Source organism: Alteromonas sp. KUL49 (assembly GCF_006538345.1).
In the GTDB taxonomy this organism is placed as follows: domain Bacteria; phylum Pseudomonadota; class Gammaproteobacteria; order Enterobacterales; family Alteromonadaceae; genus Alteromonas.
This window is the reverse complement of the sequence record NZ_BJKL01000002.1, coordinates 364181-383623: the sequence shown is the minus strand read 5'-3', so window position 1 is coordinate 383623 and position 19443 is coordinate 364181. Positions and strand designations below refer to the sequence as shown.

The window sequence follows — 19443 nt, the reverse complement described above, 5'->3', positions numbered from 1 at the left end:
AAAACGTACTTATTGTTAATGAGTTGCCTCGATTCAAATAAGAATCGAGCGACTGCAAATTGTCTTTTGACGCCAGTCAGCGCAAATTTTGGTTCTTCGAAGAACCTTGAGTTCAATGAGTGAATGCAACGTTACTCATGTCGTCCCCAGTCCTTTCCACCCATTTCTACCAACCGAGACGCGGCTCGTCGAAAGGAAAAGGCGAGATCATTGGCGGACGAAAATTGTGCCAGTGATACGCCAACTCGCCCCGTCGCCGACCACTCATAGTATTTCCCGTCTTTTGTGCGAATCATGGTCGTCGCAAAGGAACTCGAGTTCCCCCCTTTTTCACTGACAATCAATTCTCCATCGCCATCACTACTTTCGACGTGTGCTTCAAAATCAACAAATAGTTCGTCGAGCGGGACCTGTGCCGTCAGCACTAAGCGAGTGCGAGATTCATAACACGCGTCAATGAGGGTCACGAATCGTCGCGCTTCGTTGAGGTGATTGGCGTCCAGTTGAGGGACGCGTTCCAAGATGATGACCGGAAATCGGCAGCAGAGGGAAATATAATCGGCCGCCCCGAGCGGTTGGTAGCACAACTCGGAAAAGTCAAACCAGGCACACCGGTCATTCAATCGTGCGACCTTGACAGTGCGACCAAAGAGGACTGGAATGATCTCGGCCTCAGTCTTGGATGCAGTGCCACCAAATATTTCTTCCAACGTCGCCTTTATGTTGTTATTGGTATTGCCATTTACATCGTTGTTTGACCAAAAATAGGATTGACCATCCGCTCGAGTTTCGCGTCGATAATCCACGTTGGAATTTTCCATGGAAACAATGTCGAACCTGTCTTTTAACATATCGATGAATGGCAAAAAGAGGGATCGATTGATGCCCCCCTCATACAATGCCTCGGGGGGGCGATTCGAGGTAGCCACCACCACGACATTCCAATCCAATAATCGTAAAAAAAGTTGCTTCAAAATCATGGCATCGGCAATGTCTGTCACTTGAAATTCATCGAAACAAAGGAGTTGAGCCTCTTGTGCCAATTGTTGCGCAATGACGGGGATCGCATCATCTCTTGGGTGCTTTTGTTTGTAGACAAAAATTCGATGATGGACTTCTAGCATGAATTCATGAAAGTGGACGCGGCGTTTGTTTACAGGAGTAGTAACCGACGCGTAAAAGAGATCCATTAGAAAGCTCTTACCGACCCCGACGGGGCCATGAATATACATACCTCGTGGTAGTGGGCCCAACGACCACAAATAGAACTTCTTTCGAAAAAAGGAGTGGGCGGATGCCAAGGGGCGCGCCAGTAACAGCGGACTATTGTCTGTAGTACTGCTTTCAGACGGTTTGTCGGTACGCACTGGTACTGGTGGGAGCAAGGTAAGAGACTCGTGCAGGGCATCTAGTTTGGCCGCCAGAGTGACTTGCGCGTCATCTCGTCGCACTTCCTCCGCATCCACCTTACGTTCATAGGCCGCTGTCACTGGGCCTATCTGGAGTGGCTGCCGAGCGACCGGGTGTTGTGCTGCCATATTTTTCATCACCTACTTCATCTGGGACCTGATGAATTTATCAACATGGTGGTTTGATACGCTAGATTTCTGTAAGGGTATCAAATGAATTTGTAATAGAGACTTAAGTTTCTGAGTTTGGCTTGTGCAATCGATAGCCGCCCCTCCCATTAGTGAGTCAATCTCTAGGTCGGTTTATCAGCAACGAGGTCTGGTATGAAAGCGAGTAACCAAGCGATACCTATTTGCCACACACTTACGATGACTAATATCAGAGTCATACCAAATACACTGAGTGACACCCAACCCATCAGCAAACTGATACTTATACCTACACCTGTGATGAAGCTAATTAGCCCGAACTGTCGCATTAGCCCGCTTTTTGTCATCATATCCATTGACCACAAAGCTATTGTGACGCACCAACAATGTACGGCAAAGTTTGCAAAGGCCTGGTTCATTTCAAACTTTAACAGCGATAGTCCTTTATAAACCTCTGCTTCACTCTGATTTGCTTGCATGTAGTTAGCCGCCAATTCCGGGCCAACTATCCCGCTCAGAAGCGCGGCAAGTATCATCAACGCAGTGGCGAGCCAGTAGATTATTGTGCCAAACAGTACAAAGCTGCGATGCATACCTCTTTGCTTGGCATAAAACGTCAAGCAACCGCTAATCAACACGATAAATGCGATTAACGTAGAATGGACAAACTTGTTTACCGAAGCTTCTTCACTGATCTCTTGTATCTGGTGATTGATATCTACCGACGATACGCTGGGGTGAAACCACATCACTAAAATACTGATAATGCTGGTAAGCGCGAGAACCGCACCTACGATTTTAGCGTTTCGACGTTGAACGGGGTTGAGAGGTGATGACATATAATTTCCTTGTTTTCAGATTCATTTACACGCTATCAGGTACCGTCACAGAGTTGCTGGACAATACGTTCAAAGTGTTTATTAATGGACAATAATTAGCGAATGTTCAGTTGTATGAATACATTAAAGAGGTGCCTTTGACTTCAGAAGCTAACATTGACAAGCGCATCCAGAAGACCCTCCTGGCATTACGAGAGTCTTTTTTTGACTTGGTGCTCACCTACAGCTACGACGAAATAAAAGTGTCTCACATCATTGAAAAAGCCAATGTGGGGCGCTCTACGTTTTATCAGCACTACCGAAGTAAAGATGACATATTGGTCGTGAGTATGAGCAAATTGCTGGATGACTTGGCGATGAGTGTTACACCAAAAGACAACTTGACGGTAATTACCGAGTTAATGGACCACTTTTGGGAAAACCGCCAATTTGCGCCAAAAATATTTTCAGGTACTGCTCGACGGGTAGTCGTTCAAGCATTGGCAGAGAGAATTCAGTGCCAGCTGAAGCAACAATTAAAAGCAAGTATGCAACAAACTCCCGTACCGCTGAATATAGCAGCGCATCAAATTGCTGAGGCGCAGTTAGTGCCGTGTATTGATTGGCTACTCGGAAAAGGACGATGCACGACACAGGAAATGGCACAATGCATCGAAGATTCAACTAAGGCGCTGGTTGGCGCTTACATGGGGTAGTTGAAAGCCCTAACTAATATGTTTTTAGCCGCTATGACTTCCATTACTTATCAACGTTAACACGCCGTGCTAGAGTGAAAGAAACGCATTGGTTAAATCACAAGGTAAACAAAGATGAAGATCCGCGCTGCTATTCTACTTACTGTGGGTATATCACTAAGCACTCAAGTTCATGCAGAGGGAATTCTTGATTCTCTTAAAGACTTCTTTGGATTTGGTGATCCTCAAACGGAAATGGTCGAACAGCCAACGGTAGATGGATTGTTGTCGGCATTAACTGACAATTTGAATGTGAGTTCGGAGCAAGCAAAAGGCGGTTTGGCGTCCTTGTTAAACTACGCAAAAAATAATGTGAACCCTGATACTTTCGCCCAGCTAGAGCAGCAAATCCCTGGGGTAAGCTCTGTGATGGGGAACTTACCAGATATCAGCGACATGCAGCAAGAAGGACTGGGTGGCCTACTTGATATGGCAGCCCAATACAGTGAATCACTCCAAGCAGTCAATGACCTGAAAAAACAGTTTGAGGCTATTGGTTTAGAGCCTCAAATGATAGTGAGCTATGTAGAGCAAGCACAGGCTTATCTCGATACTGAAGAGGGTCAGCAAGCCAAACAAGTATTAATGGAGGCGTTTTCATCATTAACGCTGTAAGTTAATCAGGGCTCACTGTGGTGAGCCTTCTTTATTCTGTTCGCCTACTTAGTATCAAAATGCGGTCCGTGCCGTTCTCATTATTGGCAAAACCAATATTGTCTCTTTTTCCGGCAGACACTGTTTGAACACTGCCCGCAACGCTACTTTCACCTTTTAACGGATCAAACCATGAGACGTTATAGTCAGAGTTGACACCGGGAATAGTCACCACACCTGTTCCTCCTTCCGGTAGGTATATCACGTAGAGGCTGTCAGGTTTCGCAAAACAATAGGCATCCTCTCTGTCTATTATTTCAAAGGCGCAGGGTGACATCTGGGAGTAGGGGATAGTGTTGAAAAACTTCAGCGCAATATTCGTTTGGTACCATAATGATTCTCGACTGCGAAAGTCTTCCGTTGAGAGGTCGTTCTGCGGGTAGTGCGCGCCAAAATACCATTCCACACCAGCACCGCCTGCCATCAAGTGTCCCCACAGTACGTGACGACGCAAACTGTCATGCTGACTTGCTGCGTTGTCGGGTTTTGCGCCAGTATGCCACATCCCAATTTCATCCATGGTAATGGCCCATGTATTGCCGTGTTCTTTTGATAACGTTCGCCATTTGAGAGTTTCATCGAATACGTCCCTGCGATGCGCTACTTGAAACGACAAGCCATCTAACCCTTTAATGCCGAGTAACGGTGTTAATATATGATCTTTCTCTTCTGGCATCGCGTGGGTGTGCAAGAAAACAGGGTGTTGATAGGGATCGTTGCTTTGAAAAAAGGCGATCATCTCTTTGCGCTGGTTATCATTTTGCCCCTCTGGGCGCCAGCTGACCGGGCCGTTTTCTTCACCCAGGTTCCAAACTAATGCGGGGTGATGTGCGAATCTTGCAATTAGCTCATTGAGATACAAACTGCGCTGAAAACCAGTATCACCTCCATCCAACATCAGTTCGTTCTCAGTTTCTTGAATGACCATATGAAGCAAAATTCCACGGGCTTGCATGTGCGAGAACAAAACCTCCCATTGTGCCAGTCTGCTCACATCAAACCTGTCTCTTTCTGTGGGGGAGCGATAGGGCCAAACATCGTTACCGTCACCGTCGATATTCATGGTAAGGAAATACGATGAGTTCATTCCTTGGCTTGCCAAATAATTGATTGCACCAATGAGAGCCTTTCCCTTGCCGTTGTTCCATGTAGGGGCTCCTTGATGCCAGTCTACTAGGTGTGGCGCGTACTTATGGATATCGCCCGTGGCTGAGGCTTCGCCATCTCTGTCTTCGGTTTTGAATCGATAGGTGTCATCAAAGTCTACATATGCAAGTAAGTTTTCAGGGCTATTGGTACCGCCTTTCACCCAGTATTTGCCAGATTGAATAAACTGAAAGTAACCATTGTGGGTATGAAGCCAGCCACGGTCACTAGCTCTGAAATCTGGTGCTTGAGCGCTGGAAGAAGTGACAGTAAAACTACCTTCTTGTCGCAGTATGGTTTGGTCGTTAGAGTGGCTAGTTGCGCGAACCGCTATATTCTTGCCAGTGTTGAGCGTTGCAACATAACGCCAATCACCCACTTGATTTGGACTGAACCTAGCACGCCAAACGTTCCCAGCATCTGCTTGGGTATTTGCAGCATCACCGTCAGCAGCATAGAAGCCTCGGATAGAATAAGTGTTATCTGGCCCGATAAAATCAACGGTGAGCTTGTAATCAGTGAAAGGGTTAGTGTCAGCGACTTCTGAAGTATCTGGACCGAGAAAATCCAATTCCAAAGTATGCCAAAGCGCTACCGAGTCTTGCGTTGACGGGGACAATGATTTAACCGGGATGCTATCGAGTTTCAGACGTTCTATGGAGGCAAGCTCTGGTTCACCTCCTCGCATTCCACATCCTGACGCGGTATACAGATAATCATCGATAATCGCGAACCCAGTACCATGTCTTCCTTCAATGAGTGCGGGCAATTGAACCCATTTTTCTGATGAAGGGACGTACATTTCTACTTCATTGTGAGCAGCTTGCTGGTGCTCGCTTTCTCCTCCACCAACAAGGATCCCTTGCGGCAACGCAATCGTCATATTACCTGCTCGTGTGGTGGGAATGCTAAACTGATCTACATCGCTCATCCATTTGCCAGTTGTGTAGTCATATATATCACCTTGCACTAGCGTAGGCCCAAAATCATTGCCGATTTCATGCTCAGTCTGTCTACCCCCAACAACATAGAGTTTGTCGTTGTGAAGGGCAGCACTTAAGTGATCGCGTTTGTGCGGTGCGTCAGCCAGTACATTCCACTCACCAGTAACAGGATCATATTCGTCAAACCAAGATACATACCCATTCATATGTCCGTTAGTAATGCCGCCAACTAGGTATATTTTATCTTGATGATATACCGCTCCAGCACCGCCGCGTCGTCGCTCAATAGGAATAGTATGTGTATATTCAAAGGTGTCTGTTTTCGGGTAATACACCAATACTCGGTCGAGAGGCTTCTCGTAGGGCCACCGCCCAGTCATTGCGCCAACCATGTATATGGCATCATTAACTACAACAGCTTGGAAGTGGTGGATTTCGATAGGTGGTTTGGATTGTGAACGCCATTTGCCAGTGACTGGAGAGTAAACGTCTACAGGGTTTACCCCCCGACCGCCCAACAGATAGAGTTCACCCTCAAAAGCAACCAGTGCCGCCTCGTGACGAGCCGTTGGACTACCTTGTGCAGAAACCGTCTGCCAAGTAGCTTCAGCATGTGTGAGCGTTGTGCTCATAACAGCACAACATAACAACAAAATACGGTAAAATAAGACCACGTTTATCCACCCTTGTTTTGATAGTGATATCACTAAATTCACAAGCAGAATAAACATGGGCGCTTAGCGATGCAATATGCTAATTTTTAAGCCTTTTATGCAATTTTTTCAGCGCCAAAACAGTGCTTTTTTGCAGGTATTACCAGCCCCGAGTTACATGCCATTTTTCTATAACTTTCCCTTCATCAACGAGGTAATAATGGCTGAACTGCGCTGCCGTTGAACAGGCGTGGTTGGGCAAAATTCTGACCATAGAAGCTAAAGAAAATGCATCGTAGTTCATGGGTTGCTTTGCATCTCTATGGCGGATAATCCCGTGCTCTTGGTTGGCGTCGTTGACGATATAGTCAGTAAGTGCTTTACCGGTAATATCGCAAACCAGTCCATAGCCCTGGTCTGTGGGGTGATTAGCTGTACCTCGGTCTCTTGACATGGCCATCCAACCTGCGTCGGTAATGGCCCAGTGCTTTTCTGTTTGATGCCCTATCACACTGGCTAGCACACTGATTGCGACATCTTTAACATCACACACGTTTAAACCCGCCATGACTAAATCAAAAAAGGCATATACGCCTGCGCGAACTTCGGTAATGCCTGTTAAATCATCTATAGCAAAGGCAGTTGGGGTGGAGCCAATGGACAACACTCGGCACTCTAAACCTGCCGCACGCAAGCGTTCGGCAGCCAATAGAGTAAGATCTCGTTCTTGTCTGGCCATGGCAAGTTGTTCTTCATGGGTAAAACAGCTGTATGATTCGCCAGCGTGAGTCATCACTCCACATAACTCTATATTTTGAGATTGATTCACGAGCCCAGCGATATCCAGCAACGCTTGGCTGCTTGGCTCTATACCTGAACGGTGACCGTCGGTATCCAGCTCAATCAATACTTTGAACGTGCAGCTAAATTCGGCGGCTTTCTCGATCACCATGGCTGCCATGGCGGTGTTATCAAATACTATCTTCAAGTCACAGCCTTGCTCTATTAAAGAGGCTGCGGTTGCCAGTTTATTCGGTACTATCCCCACAGCATATAGAATATCTGTGTAACCATGTTTGAAGAAGTGCTGAGCCTCTTGAAGCGTTGATACCGTGATACCCCTCACATTACCGCCGTTTTCAATAAGCTTGGTCACATCAACGGATTTATGAGTTTTGACATGAGGCCTCAGGCTACACCCCAGTTCACCAATGTGTGCTGATAAACGAGCAATATTTCCTTGTAGTTTCGATTTTTCGATAAGGCAGCAAGGAGTCACTAATTGGGCAATAGAGTTTAGGGTGTCAGTCATTTGTAAGTTAAATCCGTTGAGTCAGTTTGTGAGGCAATACCTTTTGGCTTCAAAGATAATAACAAGGATTGAACTAGCAGCCAGTGCTAATGACTTATTCCCCTAAACTATAAACAAAATACACCTGTGTATATTAGAAATATAAATATTGCTGATAGTGGCGCCGTGTTAGCTTACAGCCATACTTAGAGCTCTATCAACATAGCGAAGCATCAATATGAATAAATCTAAACAGCTATTTACGCTTATTACGTCTCAGGGTGAACTAGAGGTATCTCTAAAAGAAGTTGACGTACCACAACCTCAGCCACATGAAGTGATTGTGCGTATGGAAGCGTCACCGATTAATCCGTCAGATATGTGGCCAATGTTCGGTCCTGCCAGTCTAGACAGCGCAAGTTTCGACGAAAGTAAAAAGGCGTTAGTAGCACCCGTTCATAAATCTTTGTTGATGCGTATTAAGTCGCGTTTAGATCAAACCTTGCCAATTGGGAATGAAGGAGCAGGAACGGTAGTGGCGGCGGGAGACAGCCCTGCCGCTCAAGCGCTAATGGGTAAAACTGTGTCTATTCTTACGGGCGCTGCGTACACAGAATACGCTTGCGTTCCAGTACAAGCTTGTTTACCTCACATGGAAGGCACTACTGCGCAGCAGGCGGCGTCTTCTTTTGTCAATCCACTCACGGCCTTAGGTATGGTAGAAACCATGCGCATGGAGGGTCACAAAGCCCTTGTTCACACGGCTGCTGCATCTAACCTTGGGCAAATGCTGAACAAGATTTGTTTGGAACAGGGCGTTGATTTGGTAAATATAGTACGTAGCCAAGCGCAGGTGGATATACTCAAAGCCATTGGCGCTAAGATCGTATTGGATTCTACCAGCGACAACTTCAAAGCGGAGTTGTACCAAGCGATTGACCAAACTGGCGCTACGTTAGCCTTTGACGCTATTGGTGGCGGAGAGCTAGTAAGTGACATACTCACTATGATGGAAGCCTCAGGAAGTAAAGATGCGAAAGGATTCAATACCTATGGTTCAGACACCAATAAGCAAGTGTATATCTATGGTGGTTTAGACTTCTCACCAACCACACTAAATCGCGCTTATGGTATGACTTGGGGGATTGGAGGATGGTTGCTGATGCGCTTCCTTGGTAAATTAGACAAGCAGCGAGTGGGCGAACTCTACCAAAAAGTGGCTACGGAAATTAATACAACCTTTGCGTCGTCTTACACCCAAGAACTGACATTGGAAGAAGCCTTACAGCCTGAAAATGTGGCGTTGTACAACGCTAAGAAGACAGGTGAAAAGTACTTGATTGTGCCAAACAAAGGCTAATCGAGTCATAGACAACAAAACAGAGCAGACGTCTGTGATAGCTGTATGATTATCACAGACGTTGTTTAAGGCGCTAACCAAGCAGTCCTATAAGCTTATAGCCACCCAATCCAATGACGGTGCATACCACTAGACCGCCAGCTAAATTACTCTTCCAAGAATTTTTGAAAGCTCCCACCACTGATGATTTATTCATTACGACCAATAAGCCAATGGCGATAACCGGCAGTAAGAGTGCGTTTGTGGCTTGTGCGAATAAGATAGCCGGTAAAGGTTTGAAACCCAACGCTGCGACAGCTACGCCAATGAATACTATGACTAACCATACCGCTCTAAAGCCGCCACTTTTCATGTCATCACTCAAACCAAGCGCGCCGGTGACTGCAAAAGAGGCCGCCAGTGGTGCGGTAATAGCACTGGTAAGCCCTGCTGCAAATAAACCCAAAGCGAAGAAATATTGCGCGAAGTCCCCAAGCACTGGGCGAAGCTGTTCTCCCATATTACCGGAGTTCATTGATACTGCTTGATTGAAAAACGCCATCATTGCTGTGGCCATTATCACGAGCGTAATTAAGCCGCCAATGCCAATCGCTTTAGCTGATTGCGCACGGCATATTGAGATTGCATTTTGTTTGTCTGAGTTTTGGCTTGATTTCGCCACTAAGCTGGCATGTAAAAATAAATTATAGGGAACGATTGTTGTGCCAATTAGCGCAAGTACTGTTGTTAAGGAGGACGCAGAGAGTGTTGGCGTTGATAACTGAGATAACATAGCACCAAAGTCAGGCTTTGCTACTAGCAACGTAATGACGAAAACGCTGGCCATAGTAAACACAAGTAGTACCAATACCCTTTCGATCAGCTGATAACTCCCTGACCACAGCAGTGCAACGGTAATAACACCAAGTAGGGCGGCCCAACTAGCGACACCTGCATCCAAAAAAGCGTTCAGTCCTATGGCCGCACCTGTTAGGTTACCAGATTCATAAGCGGCGTTGCCTATACCTACAGCACTGACGATTAGCGCGGCAAGTAACCCTTTCAACCAGGGCGTTTCAACCATGTTTTTCATGGCATTTGCCAAGCCTTGTCCACTGGCTATTCCTAAACGAGCGGCCATGTCTTGCAATACAATCGTTGCGAAAATCGAAAATAGTAGCGCCCACGCTAGATGAAAGCCAAAGTTGGCACCAGCAAGACTTGCAGTAGTGACGGTACCCGGGCCAATAAAGGCCGCAGCGATAATATAACCTGACTTATCCTTTGCCATAAAATACTCGTTTTTTGTTTAGCTAAAACGTAGCATTTTTACGACTTTCAACCTAATATTTTTAGATAAATCTTTTTATTTACTGCAAGTTACTTAACATAGAGGCGATGGAATGCGTTTGAGTAGTTCGGGAAGATACAAACTGATTATCCCAATGTTAGTCAGCTTGGTTATGCCTTTTAGAAGTGTCGCGCAATCCACTGAAGAGTTATTTGAGTTGTCGCTTGAAGAGTTGCTCAATGTACGAATTACAACTGGCCAGTTGTTTGATGTTCGCCAACAAGACTCTCCTTCCGCGGTTACCGTTATTCAACAAAATCAGATTGACTTGGCGCCCGTCAAAAACCTCGCTGAATTACTAGAAATGTATGTTCCCGGGTTGATACTGATGACCCATTCTGAGGGGGATAAGCTAGGGTTGAGGGGGAACATCGCTGCCGAAAATTACAAACTACTCATACTCATTAATGGAAAAAATATTACTAATATGGTGTATGAGGGAGTTATTAACGAGATAGATCAATGGGATCTTACCGATATTGAACGAGTAGAAGTAGTAAGAGGTCCTGGGTCCGTGGTCTATGGCACTGGAGCTATTGCAGGTGTTATCAATATCATCCCCAAAAGTGGTGCGACAACTTCCAACGCAAACAGTATCATTGGGCAGTTCAACACCACTTACCACAGTAGAGGCTTTAGTTTACAAAAACAGTTTTCGGGTGAGAAATCCCATGGATATTTTTTTGGCTCATTCAGAAACAGTAACGGATTGCAAAATCCCGATTATTACGTACAGCGTGGTGACATTAACGCATCTAACAATCGCTTCGTTGGCAAAGGAGATGGTTATGAAAACGGGCCTCAGCCATACAAAGCAGATGCTTTTGATCGGCCTCAGGTAAAACTGCATCTTGATTGGCAATACTTGGAGCGCTTTAACCTATTTGCACGCTATACCCAATCTGGTCAGACTCATCATTTTCGGACGCTCAGTCCAGTGGTCGACAATTCCAACAACGTAATTAATACCGTGCCGAATAGACAGGTAAGTCTGCGGAGCTTTATTTTTGCACCGGAATATTTGCATCAATTAACTGAGCGATCCCGATTCAAAGCTGCTTTTACCTATGATACTCAGGAATACTTGCGCTATGAACAAGCAAATATTCAGTGGCCTGCAGACCATCCAAACAATGCGAGAGACTACGCATTTTCACAGAACAGATGGCATGTATCAGGGCTTTATACCTATGAGGCATCAGAGTGGAATGTCACCTCGGGCTACGAGTTTGAGTTTATTGATGTCACCGCACCTTGGGGAGAGAACAAAGAGCATCTATTGATTCGTGAAGGGGTGTACATGATTAATGACTTTAGCACCAGTGTTTACACGCAAGATCTCTCTTTGAGAAATCGACCAAGGCCAGACCGAGTTGTTGAGGTCGGTAGCGGAATAGATTTTTACAAACATTCTCTACTTTTTGAGGGTAATTATAACCTGTCTGAAAAAACGCAGTTGCACTATGGACATCGATTAGACTTCCCTAATCGCTCTAGCACTATGTCATCTATGCGTTTTGCCGTACAAACCAGGCCGAGAGAAGGCCACTCCGTAACACTCACTGCTCAACATGCATTGCGCATGATGCCATTGCGTGCCCAATACTTGAACGACATCGCAGATACGCCAAATGACAAAGAGCACGAAAAGATTGACAGTATTGAGCTTGCATACACGAACAGTATCAGTCGAAATGGCTACATCACGGGTCGAGCATTTTATAATGACATTGATGCAGTAGGTTTTACTGGTGAAGAACTACAATTTTTGGGCAATCTCAAGCTTGTGGGTATTGAGGCCGAATTTTTCTACAAAACGGACAGTGTTGATTTACAGATCAATCATTCTTATCTTTCTCCTAACTCCGTTACTATGAACGATGAGCTCAAAGATGGTACCAACCGAAACAATCTGTCTTATGCAGATTACTTTTACATCACCCGCACAGAGATTCCCATAACTTTAGAGAGTACGGGAAATGGTTTAAATAATTGGTCTGAAAATACCTCAAAGTTTGTGGTCACTAAGACGTTTTTAGATAACTCACTTACCATTCAGCTTAGTGGGCAGATTTTTTGGGACTATAAGGGTTCCTATGACGAAGTACATATGTATCAAAAAGCGTATGATAACTTTGACCAGTCACAGTTAACCTCAGAGCAGCAACTTCAGTTCAATTCTCAACTCAGTATTTTTGAGCGGGAACGCCAGCTCATGGAAGAGAGAGATGCCTACCAAACCCAGTTCACTTTTGGCCTTTCTGTGACATATTCAACACCATTGATGGATAACACCGAGTTTAAATCTAGTTTTTACATTCAAAACTTATTTGACTCTCGTAAACGCTATTTTGTAAATACGGGTTCGAGTAATTTTTATACCAATCGTATGAACTTTATTGAAGAGCCAACGGTGTATGGCGTGAAATTTGAGCTCTCTTTTTAAAGAGTAGGTTAACTTCGATTTACACATACTGACAAACATGCTTAACAGTGTTAGCTTTTGTGTTTCGTTGTACTCTACCTACTAATAAAAAAGGACTTTTGCTTGAATTCCAACCGTCAACGATGTTTCGTTTCGTACTCTATTCTTTTATTGCTCACTCACTTAGTGTTAACAAATCTGGCGTTTGCACAAGGGTATGAAAGTGAGCATTTGCATGTTGAACCAGCTCCTAGTTGGGTAAATATTCTGGATGTTGAGCTAAGGGAAGACATTCCTGAGGGTCAAATAAGAAATGGTGTTTACTACCAACTATTGGATAACCAAATACGTGTAGAGCAAGACGGAACAAGGGCGTCGTACACCCGCTATACCGAAACTGCGGTCAATAAGACTGGGGTGGAAACCAGCTCACAAATTAATATCGACTTCGACCCAGCCTATCAAAAGTTAGTATTAAACCACCTCGCCGTTATTCGACAAGGCGAGGTAATCAATAAAATAGATGAAGCTAGATTATCTATTTTCAATCGTGAAGACGACCTAGACAGTCTCATTTATAACGGTGATTTAACGCTCAATGTATTGCTGGAAGATGTTCAACCCGGCGACACCATTGACTACAGCTATACTCGGTTTGGTGCAAATCCCGTATACAAAGGGTTGTTTTCGTATGCTCAAGGCTTGCGTTGGAATGTACCTCTCTATCGTCAAAATCTTCGAGTACTGTGGGGTAAACCTAGCGCTCTGAATATTGAGACCCGCTATACCGATTTAACCTATGCTGAAAGGGAGTTGAACGGGTTTACTGAGTATCTTTTTTCAATGGAAGACGAGCCACCCCTCGTTGTTTCAAGTGAAACACCAGATTGGTACGACCCTTATGATGCGGCTTACTTTAATGAGACAGCTGACTGGGGTGAAGTCATCGATTGGGCATACCCCATGTACCAGTTTGGCGATACCCATCCAGATATTCGTATGGTTGCTGACCAAATCACAGCATCACATAAAACCACTATTGAACAGATTGTAGCGGCGTTGCAATATGTTCAAGAGCGAGTCCGCTATGTCGGTTTAGAAATGGGGCAGAACTCTCATATGCCCACCTCGCCCCATGAAACCTTGGCGCTAAAGTATGGTGACTGTAAGGACAAAACCGCATTACTTATCGCGCTGCTCGATGCTTTAGGGGTCAATGCGTATCCTGCTCTTGTAGACACTGATTACACCAAAACCTTAATAAATTTACCTGCCGGCGTTGCCATGTTCAATCACGTGATCGTTAAGGTTGAGTTTAACGACAAGGTGTACTGGCTAGACCCAACGTTAAGCGCGCAATTCGGAGAACTAGATGAGCTTTATCAGCCGGATTATGGTTATGGCTTAGTATTAAAAGAGGGCGAAAAAGATCTGACATTCATGGCCGTTAACGGGGAAAACAACGAGGAATCCATTGTTGAGCGTTACACTATTCCTGAGAGCGTCACTGACGCTATTCGGTTTGAAGTAGAGAGTACTTACACAGGTTATGAAGCCATGAGGGTTCTGTGGCGCCTCGAACAGGATGGTCAAAAGAATGTAGAACAGGACTATGTTAGCTTTTATCAGCGTAGATATCCTGGGTTATCCCTCGATGAATCGCTGGTGGTAAACAATAACGCACAGTCAGGTGTTTTGCGGTTGGATGAGGTCTACAGTATCACTGAATTTTGGGAGGAAGATGAGGAAGGGTGGGAAACGGATTTTTATCCCGGTGTGATTCGAAACAGTGTTTATAAACCAGATGATATACATCGCAACGGGCCGTTGGATTTTATTTACCCAAACAATATCAAATATCGCATTGAAGTGACGTTTCAAGAGGATGATTGGGAGTTCTACGATGAGGACTTCTCTCAAAACAATGATTTTTATGCCTTTGATTTTTCGGCAAGGTTCGATGGCAAAGTACTCACACTGCTTTATCAGTTCAACGCAAAAACCGACAATATTCCCGCTGATAAAATCGAGGAGTATTTGTCTGAGCGTGAAGCGTTAATGGACAACACCTACTTCGGTATTATGAAGTATGCTGAACAGACTGAATCTGAGACGGTTACCAACGACGAATTTGTTAATGCTTCTGTCATCGGACTCATCGCCATCTTGTACATTCTAGGGATTACCTATGTCATCATCGAGTGGAGAATGGAATCTGGACAAAGGCCTAGCTTCGAGCAATCGCGTTTTTATCCGATTTCGCCAGTCAAGTTTGTTTTCATGAGCATAGCTACATTAGGGATATTCGAAGCCTACTGGATGTACCGAAACTGGAAAGCGGTTAAGCAACAAACGGGTCAACCAATGATGCCAATTGTTCGCGGAATTTTCTTGGTACTCTGGCTTTATCCTTTCTATAACGCGTTAAAGAAAGAACATGCTGAGCATGGGAATAATCCGTACCTATTTAGTCGTTTCATCGCAGTATTACTGACGGTGGGTTACTTGGGTGTATCTGTATTTCAGTGGGCAGTGGAAAATGAACTATTAATCGTACTTTCAATGTTTGCGTTGGCCTTACTTTTACTCCCTTTCGTTATTGCGGTAAATCAGTTTAACCAAAATGACTGCGACGCGATCGAATACAACTCTAAGTGGCAAACACGTCATGTGTTTAATGGGATCCTTTGGTTCCCATTACTCGGGTTTTTGGCATTGACCTCAACTGCACTCTTCCCCAGTGATGAAGTGATAGATGAGAGTCAACTCATGGCTCATCATCTTAAGTTCTTTTACCGTCAAAAGATTATTCCTGCGAATGAAACTATTCTCTATTTTTACAGCGATGCAATTTGGGACATCAAAGAGGACGGGAACGGCTTTACTGACAATCGCGTGTTCTCTTATTGGAAAGATGAAGACGGCGTTTTTCAATCAGACGTTGCTTTATTTACTGAGGTGTCCGACATCGAAGTAGAGCCTGCAGACAATGAATTTGATAATACTATTGTGACGATAACTCGTGATGACAGTTCTACTTTTATTCTCTTTGTGTCTGCAATCAATGATAAAGATGACATCTTTGTCAGTGAGCTCAAACAACGATGGATGAATAGTAAGGAATAGCGAGTATCGGTCTTACTATCCCAAAAATGCAGTCCGGTCATTGAGTATCAATCACGACCGGACTTTCATATGTTAGTTAATGACGTGCCACTGTGTTTGGCGACCTGCTAAATACCAAACGTTTTTACCGTCAAATACGGCGTCTTGTTCCAGTTTTATTTGGATCCACTGGTTGTCCCATTCGGGCACTTGCGTCGCTATATTCCCTTCAATAGCGTAAACCGTATTTGGATAGAGTTTCCAATCACCTTGTACTGGGGTTGGACCTTGGTTGTCCCACATGCCAATGGTTGGGCCCGAGGCGTGGCCTACGAAACCCAGCGGATGAGTATAGGTGCTGCTGATGATACTTGCGGCTTTACTGTCGGCAATTGTGTTGGCCAGTATTTCATTCCCAGTGCTACCGGTGGTGAAGTTACCTGTGAGTATGTCTTGCCATTGGTTGCCCACACCCAGTGCTTCTTTTAGGCCTTCGGGAACGTCACTTTCGCCTAGGCGTAACACATAAGCCATTTCTTGGGTGTCTGTACACAGATTCAAATAGCAAATACCTACATCGGTATGCAGTATGTCTCCGGGTTCAATTAGCATTCCCGGAGCACCCATAAATACATCTTCTTTGGTCGTCTTATCACCCTGGCGCTGGACATTAACATAGGGTTGAAACCAAGGCCGCACTTGAAGTTCCTCGAACCGCTCTCGAATATACCAAGCAACATCGTCTGTAGTAGTTACACCTGGTGTAATGACTTTATTTGAAAAGGCTTCAGCGATAACACCTCTCGCAATACTGACTACTTGAGGATATACCTGTAGCTCTTTTTCTGTACGGGTTTCCAACCAACGAACCACAAGGTTTTCCGCACTGACCAGTCGCTCTTGGTACTTTGCAGGGAGGTTAGCAACCAGCTGGTTGTATAATCCAACACTTAAACCGTCTGCTAGTGCCCAATCTTTGCTAGTGTTGATGCCAATGCGTTGGGGATCTCGTTCTTCGATGATTTGCGCCAATCGCAGCCACTGCTCAGCTTTTGAACCGCCATCCCATATCGTGGGATAAACATCACCAATCGCATATCGGCTCACGCTAAACCGCTCAACAGTGCCATCTTCTTGTTTACTGAACACCAACATGGTGGTACGTCGTGCCGCAAAGGTGGGTTGGGGTACTAGGGTGAAGAAGAGCCGATCTTCGCCATACTCACGATTAATGACCAACCACATATCAATATCTGCTTCAGCCATCAATGTGGGGAGTAGATTATCTAACCTGTCTACCACCATGTCGTTTAATGGTGTCACTCTGTCTTTGAACGAGAGCACACTGGGCATTTCAGTGACCTGACGCCCTTGAGTAAACTCTTGTGCGTTAAGCATTACAGAAAATATGGCTAGCATTGATGCGAGTATTTTAGACATAGTGGTGGCTGTTGTTGGATATTTGAACTTCAGTATGCCAGTGATTGTGATAAAGATCAGTGTGTTACTTCTATATTTTGTACAAGCCATGAGTTGGTACTACCAGCTAGCGTATTTACAAATGCCCCGCTATACCGTTCAATCTAGCCTATTGAATCCCTTATTTCTTAAAACACGATTATGATCATTTCTAATTTTCAGCACGATATTGAAACGCCTACTGGAACCATGCGCACTTACCGTTATTCGCCGGTTGAGGCAGGTAACTACCCTTGTATCATCTTTTATTCAGAAATCTTTCAACAAACTGCACCTATTGCTCGTACTGCCGCAATTTTAGCTGGGCATGGGTTTCACGTGTTAGTGCCGGAGGTTTTTCATGAGCTAAATCCCATTGGTACTGTGCTGGGCTATGATGATGAAGGTAAGGAAAAGGGTAATAACGATAAATGGACTAAGCCCCTGGAATCTCATGACAGTGATACCGAAGCACTCATTGCATTTGCCCAATCACTAGAGGGGTGCAATGGCAACGTAGGTGTAATGGGAGTTTGTATTGGTGGTCATTTGGCTTACAGAGCGGCACTCAACCCGAAGATTGAAAGTGCATTTTGTTTGTATGCCACCGATATCCACAGTGACACTTTACCTGCGCAACCGGGCAATAACTCTTTTGAGCGAATGAAAGACATTCAAGGTGAAATTCACTTCGTATTTGGTAAACAAGACCCTCATGTACCCGCAGAGGGTCGAATAAAGATTTACAACGCCTGTCAGCAGCACGGCATTAATTTTCAGTGGCAAGAAGTCAATGCACAGCATGCGTTTATGCGTGATGAAGGAGATCGCTTTGACCCAGCATTGGCGATTCAAATGTATGTGCAGTCAGTAGCGCTATTTAACCGAACGCTAGCGTAGGGAACCAGTAAATTAGTTATCTTTGTTCACAAAATAGTCTGGCCTAATTGCGAGTTAGGCGTAGTATAGTTTTTATACTTGGTTTCAGCAGAATTTGGAATTGCCATGAAATTTAATGTCACAAAAAGTATTGTTATCAGCGCGCCATATGAGACGGTTCGACCGTTAATCGAAGATTTTAATCACTGGAATTCTTGGTCACCTTGGGTAGTACTCGAACCAGAGTGTGAGGTGACTGTGGAAGGCGATGTAAATCAACCTGGGCACAGTATGCGTTGGGATGGAGCGCTTATTGGCGCAGGTCAAAATACTATTCGTGAATCGTCACCTGAGCGTATTGACTACAATTTAGAGTTCTTTAAGCCGTGGAAATCAAAAGCGGATGTAAGCTTTTTACTAGAACCCTCGGACGGTCAGACCAAGGTTACGTGGACAATGGATTCCAGTATGCCTTTTTTCCTGTTTTTCATGATTAAATCAATAAAGACCTATGTGGGTATGGATTATGAACGCGGTCTTAAGATGATTAAAGCTATTGCCGAGGAAGGCTCACTAGACTGTGAAACTATAAACAGTGACATTATGGACTACCGAGGTTTCTCATATCGAGGAATTCAGCGTACTGTGGCTATTTCAGATATGCCTGACACCATGTCCAAAGACTTTGAAAAAATTGTCAATGACATTGTCATTCAGGGGAAAAAAGCGGCTGAGCATTGGATATGCGTATACCCCAAGTTTGATTTGAAGAAAGGCGTTGCTACGTATATCGCTGCCGTTTCTGATGAAAATTTAGATGACCTCGAGCTTGATAGTCATTATGTCTCAGGCAGTGTGTCGAATGGTAGAGCGCTAGAAATAAAACACAACGGTAGTTATGAGTTTCTGGGCAATGCTTGGGCGATGGGCATGATGAATATGCAAAACAAGAAGTTAAAGGGGAAAGACTATCCATTTGAGCAGTACTGGAATAGCCCCATGGAAGTCAAACCCAAAGAACTAAAAACCAGCGTGTTCTTTCCGCTTAAAAACTGAGTAGATAAGC

Annotated in this window: 13 protein-coding genes; 7 read left to right on the top strand and 6 right to left on the bottom strand. The window is 44.7% G+C overall.

From position 1 onward, the window contains the following. Positions 1-131: 131 nt before the first annotated feature. Positions 132-1538: a cell division protein ZapE gene (zapE, locus tag EYS00_RS04840; RefSeq protein ID WP_242618649.1), complete on the bottom strand. Its 1407-nt coding sequence runs from the start codon at positions 1536-1538 to the stop codon at positions 132-134. Positions 1539-1702: 164 nt separating this feature from the next. Then, positions 1703-2398, bottom strand: coding sequence for a hypothetical protein (locus tag EYS00_RS04835; protein WP_130635424.1), 696 nt, complete (start codon positions 2396-2398; stop codon positions 1703-1705). Between the two features lie 137 nt (positions 2399-2535). On the opposite strand from EYS00_RS04835, the gene EYS00_RS04830 reads away from it, so the two are divergent. Then, a complete protein-coding gene (locus tag EYS00_RS04830; protein ID WP_165399308.1) occupies positions 2536-3093 on the top strand; it encodes a TetR/AcrR family transcriptional regulator in 558 nt (185 codons plus the stop codon). 114 nt (positions 3094-3207) lie between these two features. Next, positions 3208-3747, top strand: coding sequence for a DUF2780 domain-containing protein (locus tag EYS00_RS04825; RefSeq protein ID WP_130635422.1), 540 nt, complete (start codon positions 3208-3210; stop codon positions 3745-3747). A 31-nt stretch (positions 3748-3778) separates the two neighbouring features. On the opposite strand, the gene EYS00_RS04820 is transcribed toward EYS00_RS04825, so the two are convergent. Further along, the gene (locus EYS00_RS04820; RefSeq protein WP_207301681.1) at positions 3779-6508 is read right to left on the bottom strand and encodes a DUF5060 domain-containing protein; all 2730 of its coding nucleotides are present in this window, start codon (positions 6506-6508) and stop codon (positions 3779-3781) included. A 181-nt stretch (positions 6509-6689) separates the two neighbouring features. Beyond that, positions 6690-7841: an alanine racemase gene (locus EYS00_RS04815; RefSeq protein WP_130635420.1), complete on the bottom strand. Its 1152-nt coding sequence runs from the start codon at positions 7839-7841 to the stop codon at positions 6690-6692. 217 nt (positions 7842-8058) lie between these two features. On the opposite strand from EYS00_RS04815, the gene EYS00_RS04810 reads away from it, so the two are divergent. Then, positions 8059-9180, top strand: a complete 1122-nt coding sequence (locus tag EYS00_RS04810) for a zinc-binding dehydrogenase (protein ID WP_130635419.1) — start codon at positions 8059-8061, stop codon at positions 9178-9180. A 73-nt stretch (positions 9181-9253) separates the two neighbouring features. Here the strand turns inward: EYS00_RS04810 and EYS00_RS04805 are convergent, their stop codons facing one another. Continuing rightward, positions 9254-10450: an Nramp family divalent metal transporter gene (locus EYS00_RS04805; RefSeq protein ID WP_130635418.1), complete on the bottom strand. Its 1197-nt coding sequence runs from the start codon at positions 10448-10450 to the stop codon at positions 9254-9256. Positions 10451-10562: 112 nt separating this feature from the next. Here EYS00_RS04805 and EYS00_RS04800 point away from each other — a divergent pair, with 112 nt between their 5' ends. Continuing rightward, complete coding sequence (locus EYS00_RS04800; protein WP_130635417.1) at positions 10563-12956, top strand: TonB-dependent siderophore receptor; 2394 nt, start codon at positions 10563-10565, stop codon at positions 12954-12956. A gap of 102 nt (positions 12957-13058) precedes the next feature. Further along, on the top strand, positions 13059-16061 hold the full coding sequence (locus EYS00_RS04795; protein ID WP_165399307.1) for a DUF3857 domain-containing transglutaminase family protein: 3003 nt from the start codon (positions 13059-13061) through the stop codon (positions 16059-16061). A 72-nt stretch (positions 16062-16133) separates the two neighbouring features. On the opposite strand, the gene EYS00_RS04790 is transcribed toward EYS00_RS04795, so the two are convergent. Further along, positions 16134-17480, bottom strand: a complete 1347-nt coding sequence (locus EYS00_RS04790) for a M24 family metallopeptidase (protein WP_130635415.1) — start codon at positions 17478-17480, stop codon at positions 16134-16136. 180 nt (positions 17481-17660) lie between these two features. Between EYS00_RS04790 and EYS00_RS04785 the strand changes: the two genes are divergently transcribed. After that, positions 17661-18398: a dienelactone hydrolase family protein gene (locus tag EYS00_RS04785; RefSeq protein ID WP_130635414.1), complete on the top strand. Its 738-nt coding sequence runs from the start codon at positions 17661-17663 to the stop codon at positions 18396-18398. A 105-nt stretch (positions 18399-18503) separates the two neighbouring features. Continuing rightward, positions 18504-19433: an SRPBCC family protein gene (locus EYS00_RS04780; protein WP_130635413.1), complete on the top strand. Its 930-nt coding sequence runs from the start codon at positions 18504-18506 to the stop codon at positions 19431-19433. The last annotated feature ends 10 nt before the right edge of the window (positions 19434-19443 follow it).

Bases quoted from the DNA above. Each gene is read 5' to 3' on its own strand.
- zapE (WP_242618649.1), bottom strand. From the start codon at position 1,538: ATGGCAGCACAACACCCGGTCGCTCGGCAGCCACTCCAGATAGGCCCA.
- EYS00_RS04835 (WP_130635424.1), bottom strand. From the start codon at position 2,398: ATGTCATCACCTCTCAACCCCGTTCAACGTCGAAACGCTAAAATCGTA.
- EYS00_RS04825 (WP_130635422.1), top strand. From the start codon at position 3,208: ATGAAGATCCGCGCTGCTATTCTACTTACTGTGGGTATATCACTAAGC.
- EYS00_RS04820 (WP_207301681.1), bottom strand. From the start codon at position 6,508: ATGAGCACAACGCTCACACATGCTGAAGCTACTTGGCAGACGGTTTCT.
- EYS00_RS04815 (WP_130635420.1), bottom strand. From the start codon at position 7,841: ATGACTGACACCCTAAACTCTATTGCCCAATTAGTGACTCCTTGCTGC.
- EYS00_RS04810 (WP_130635419.1), top strand. From the start codon at position 8,059: ATGAATAAATCTAAACAGCTATTTACGCTTATTACGTCTCAGGGTGAA.
- EYS00_RS04805 (WP_130635418.1), bottom strand. From the start codon at position 10,450: ATGGCAAAGGATAAGTCAGGTTATATTATCGCTGCGGCCTTTATTGGC.
- EYS00_RS04800 (WP_130635417.1), top strand. From the start codon at position 10,563: ATGCGTTTGAGTAGTTCGGGAAGATACAAACTGATTATCCCAATGTTA.
- EYS00_RS04790 (WP_130635415.1), bottom strand. From the start codon at position 17,480: ATGTCTAAAATACTCGCATCAATGCTAGCCATATTTTCTGTAATGCTT.
- EYS00_RS04785 (WP_130635414.1), top strand. From the start codon at position 17,661: ATGATCATTTCTAATTTTCAGCACGATATTGAAACGCCTACTGGAACC.
- EYS00_RS04780 (WP_130635413.1), top strand. From the start codon at position 18,504: ATGAAATTTAATGTCACAAAAAGTATTGTTATCAGCGCGCCATATGAG.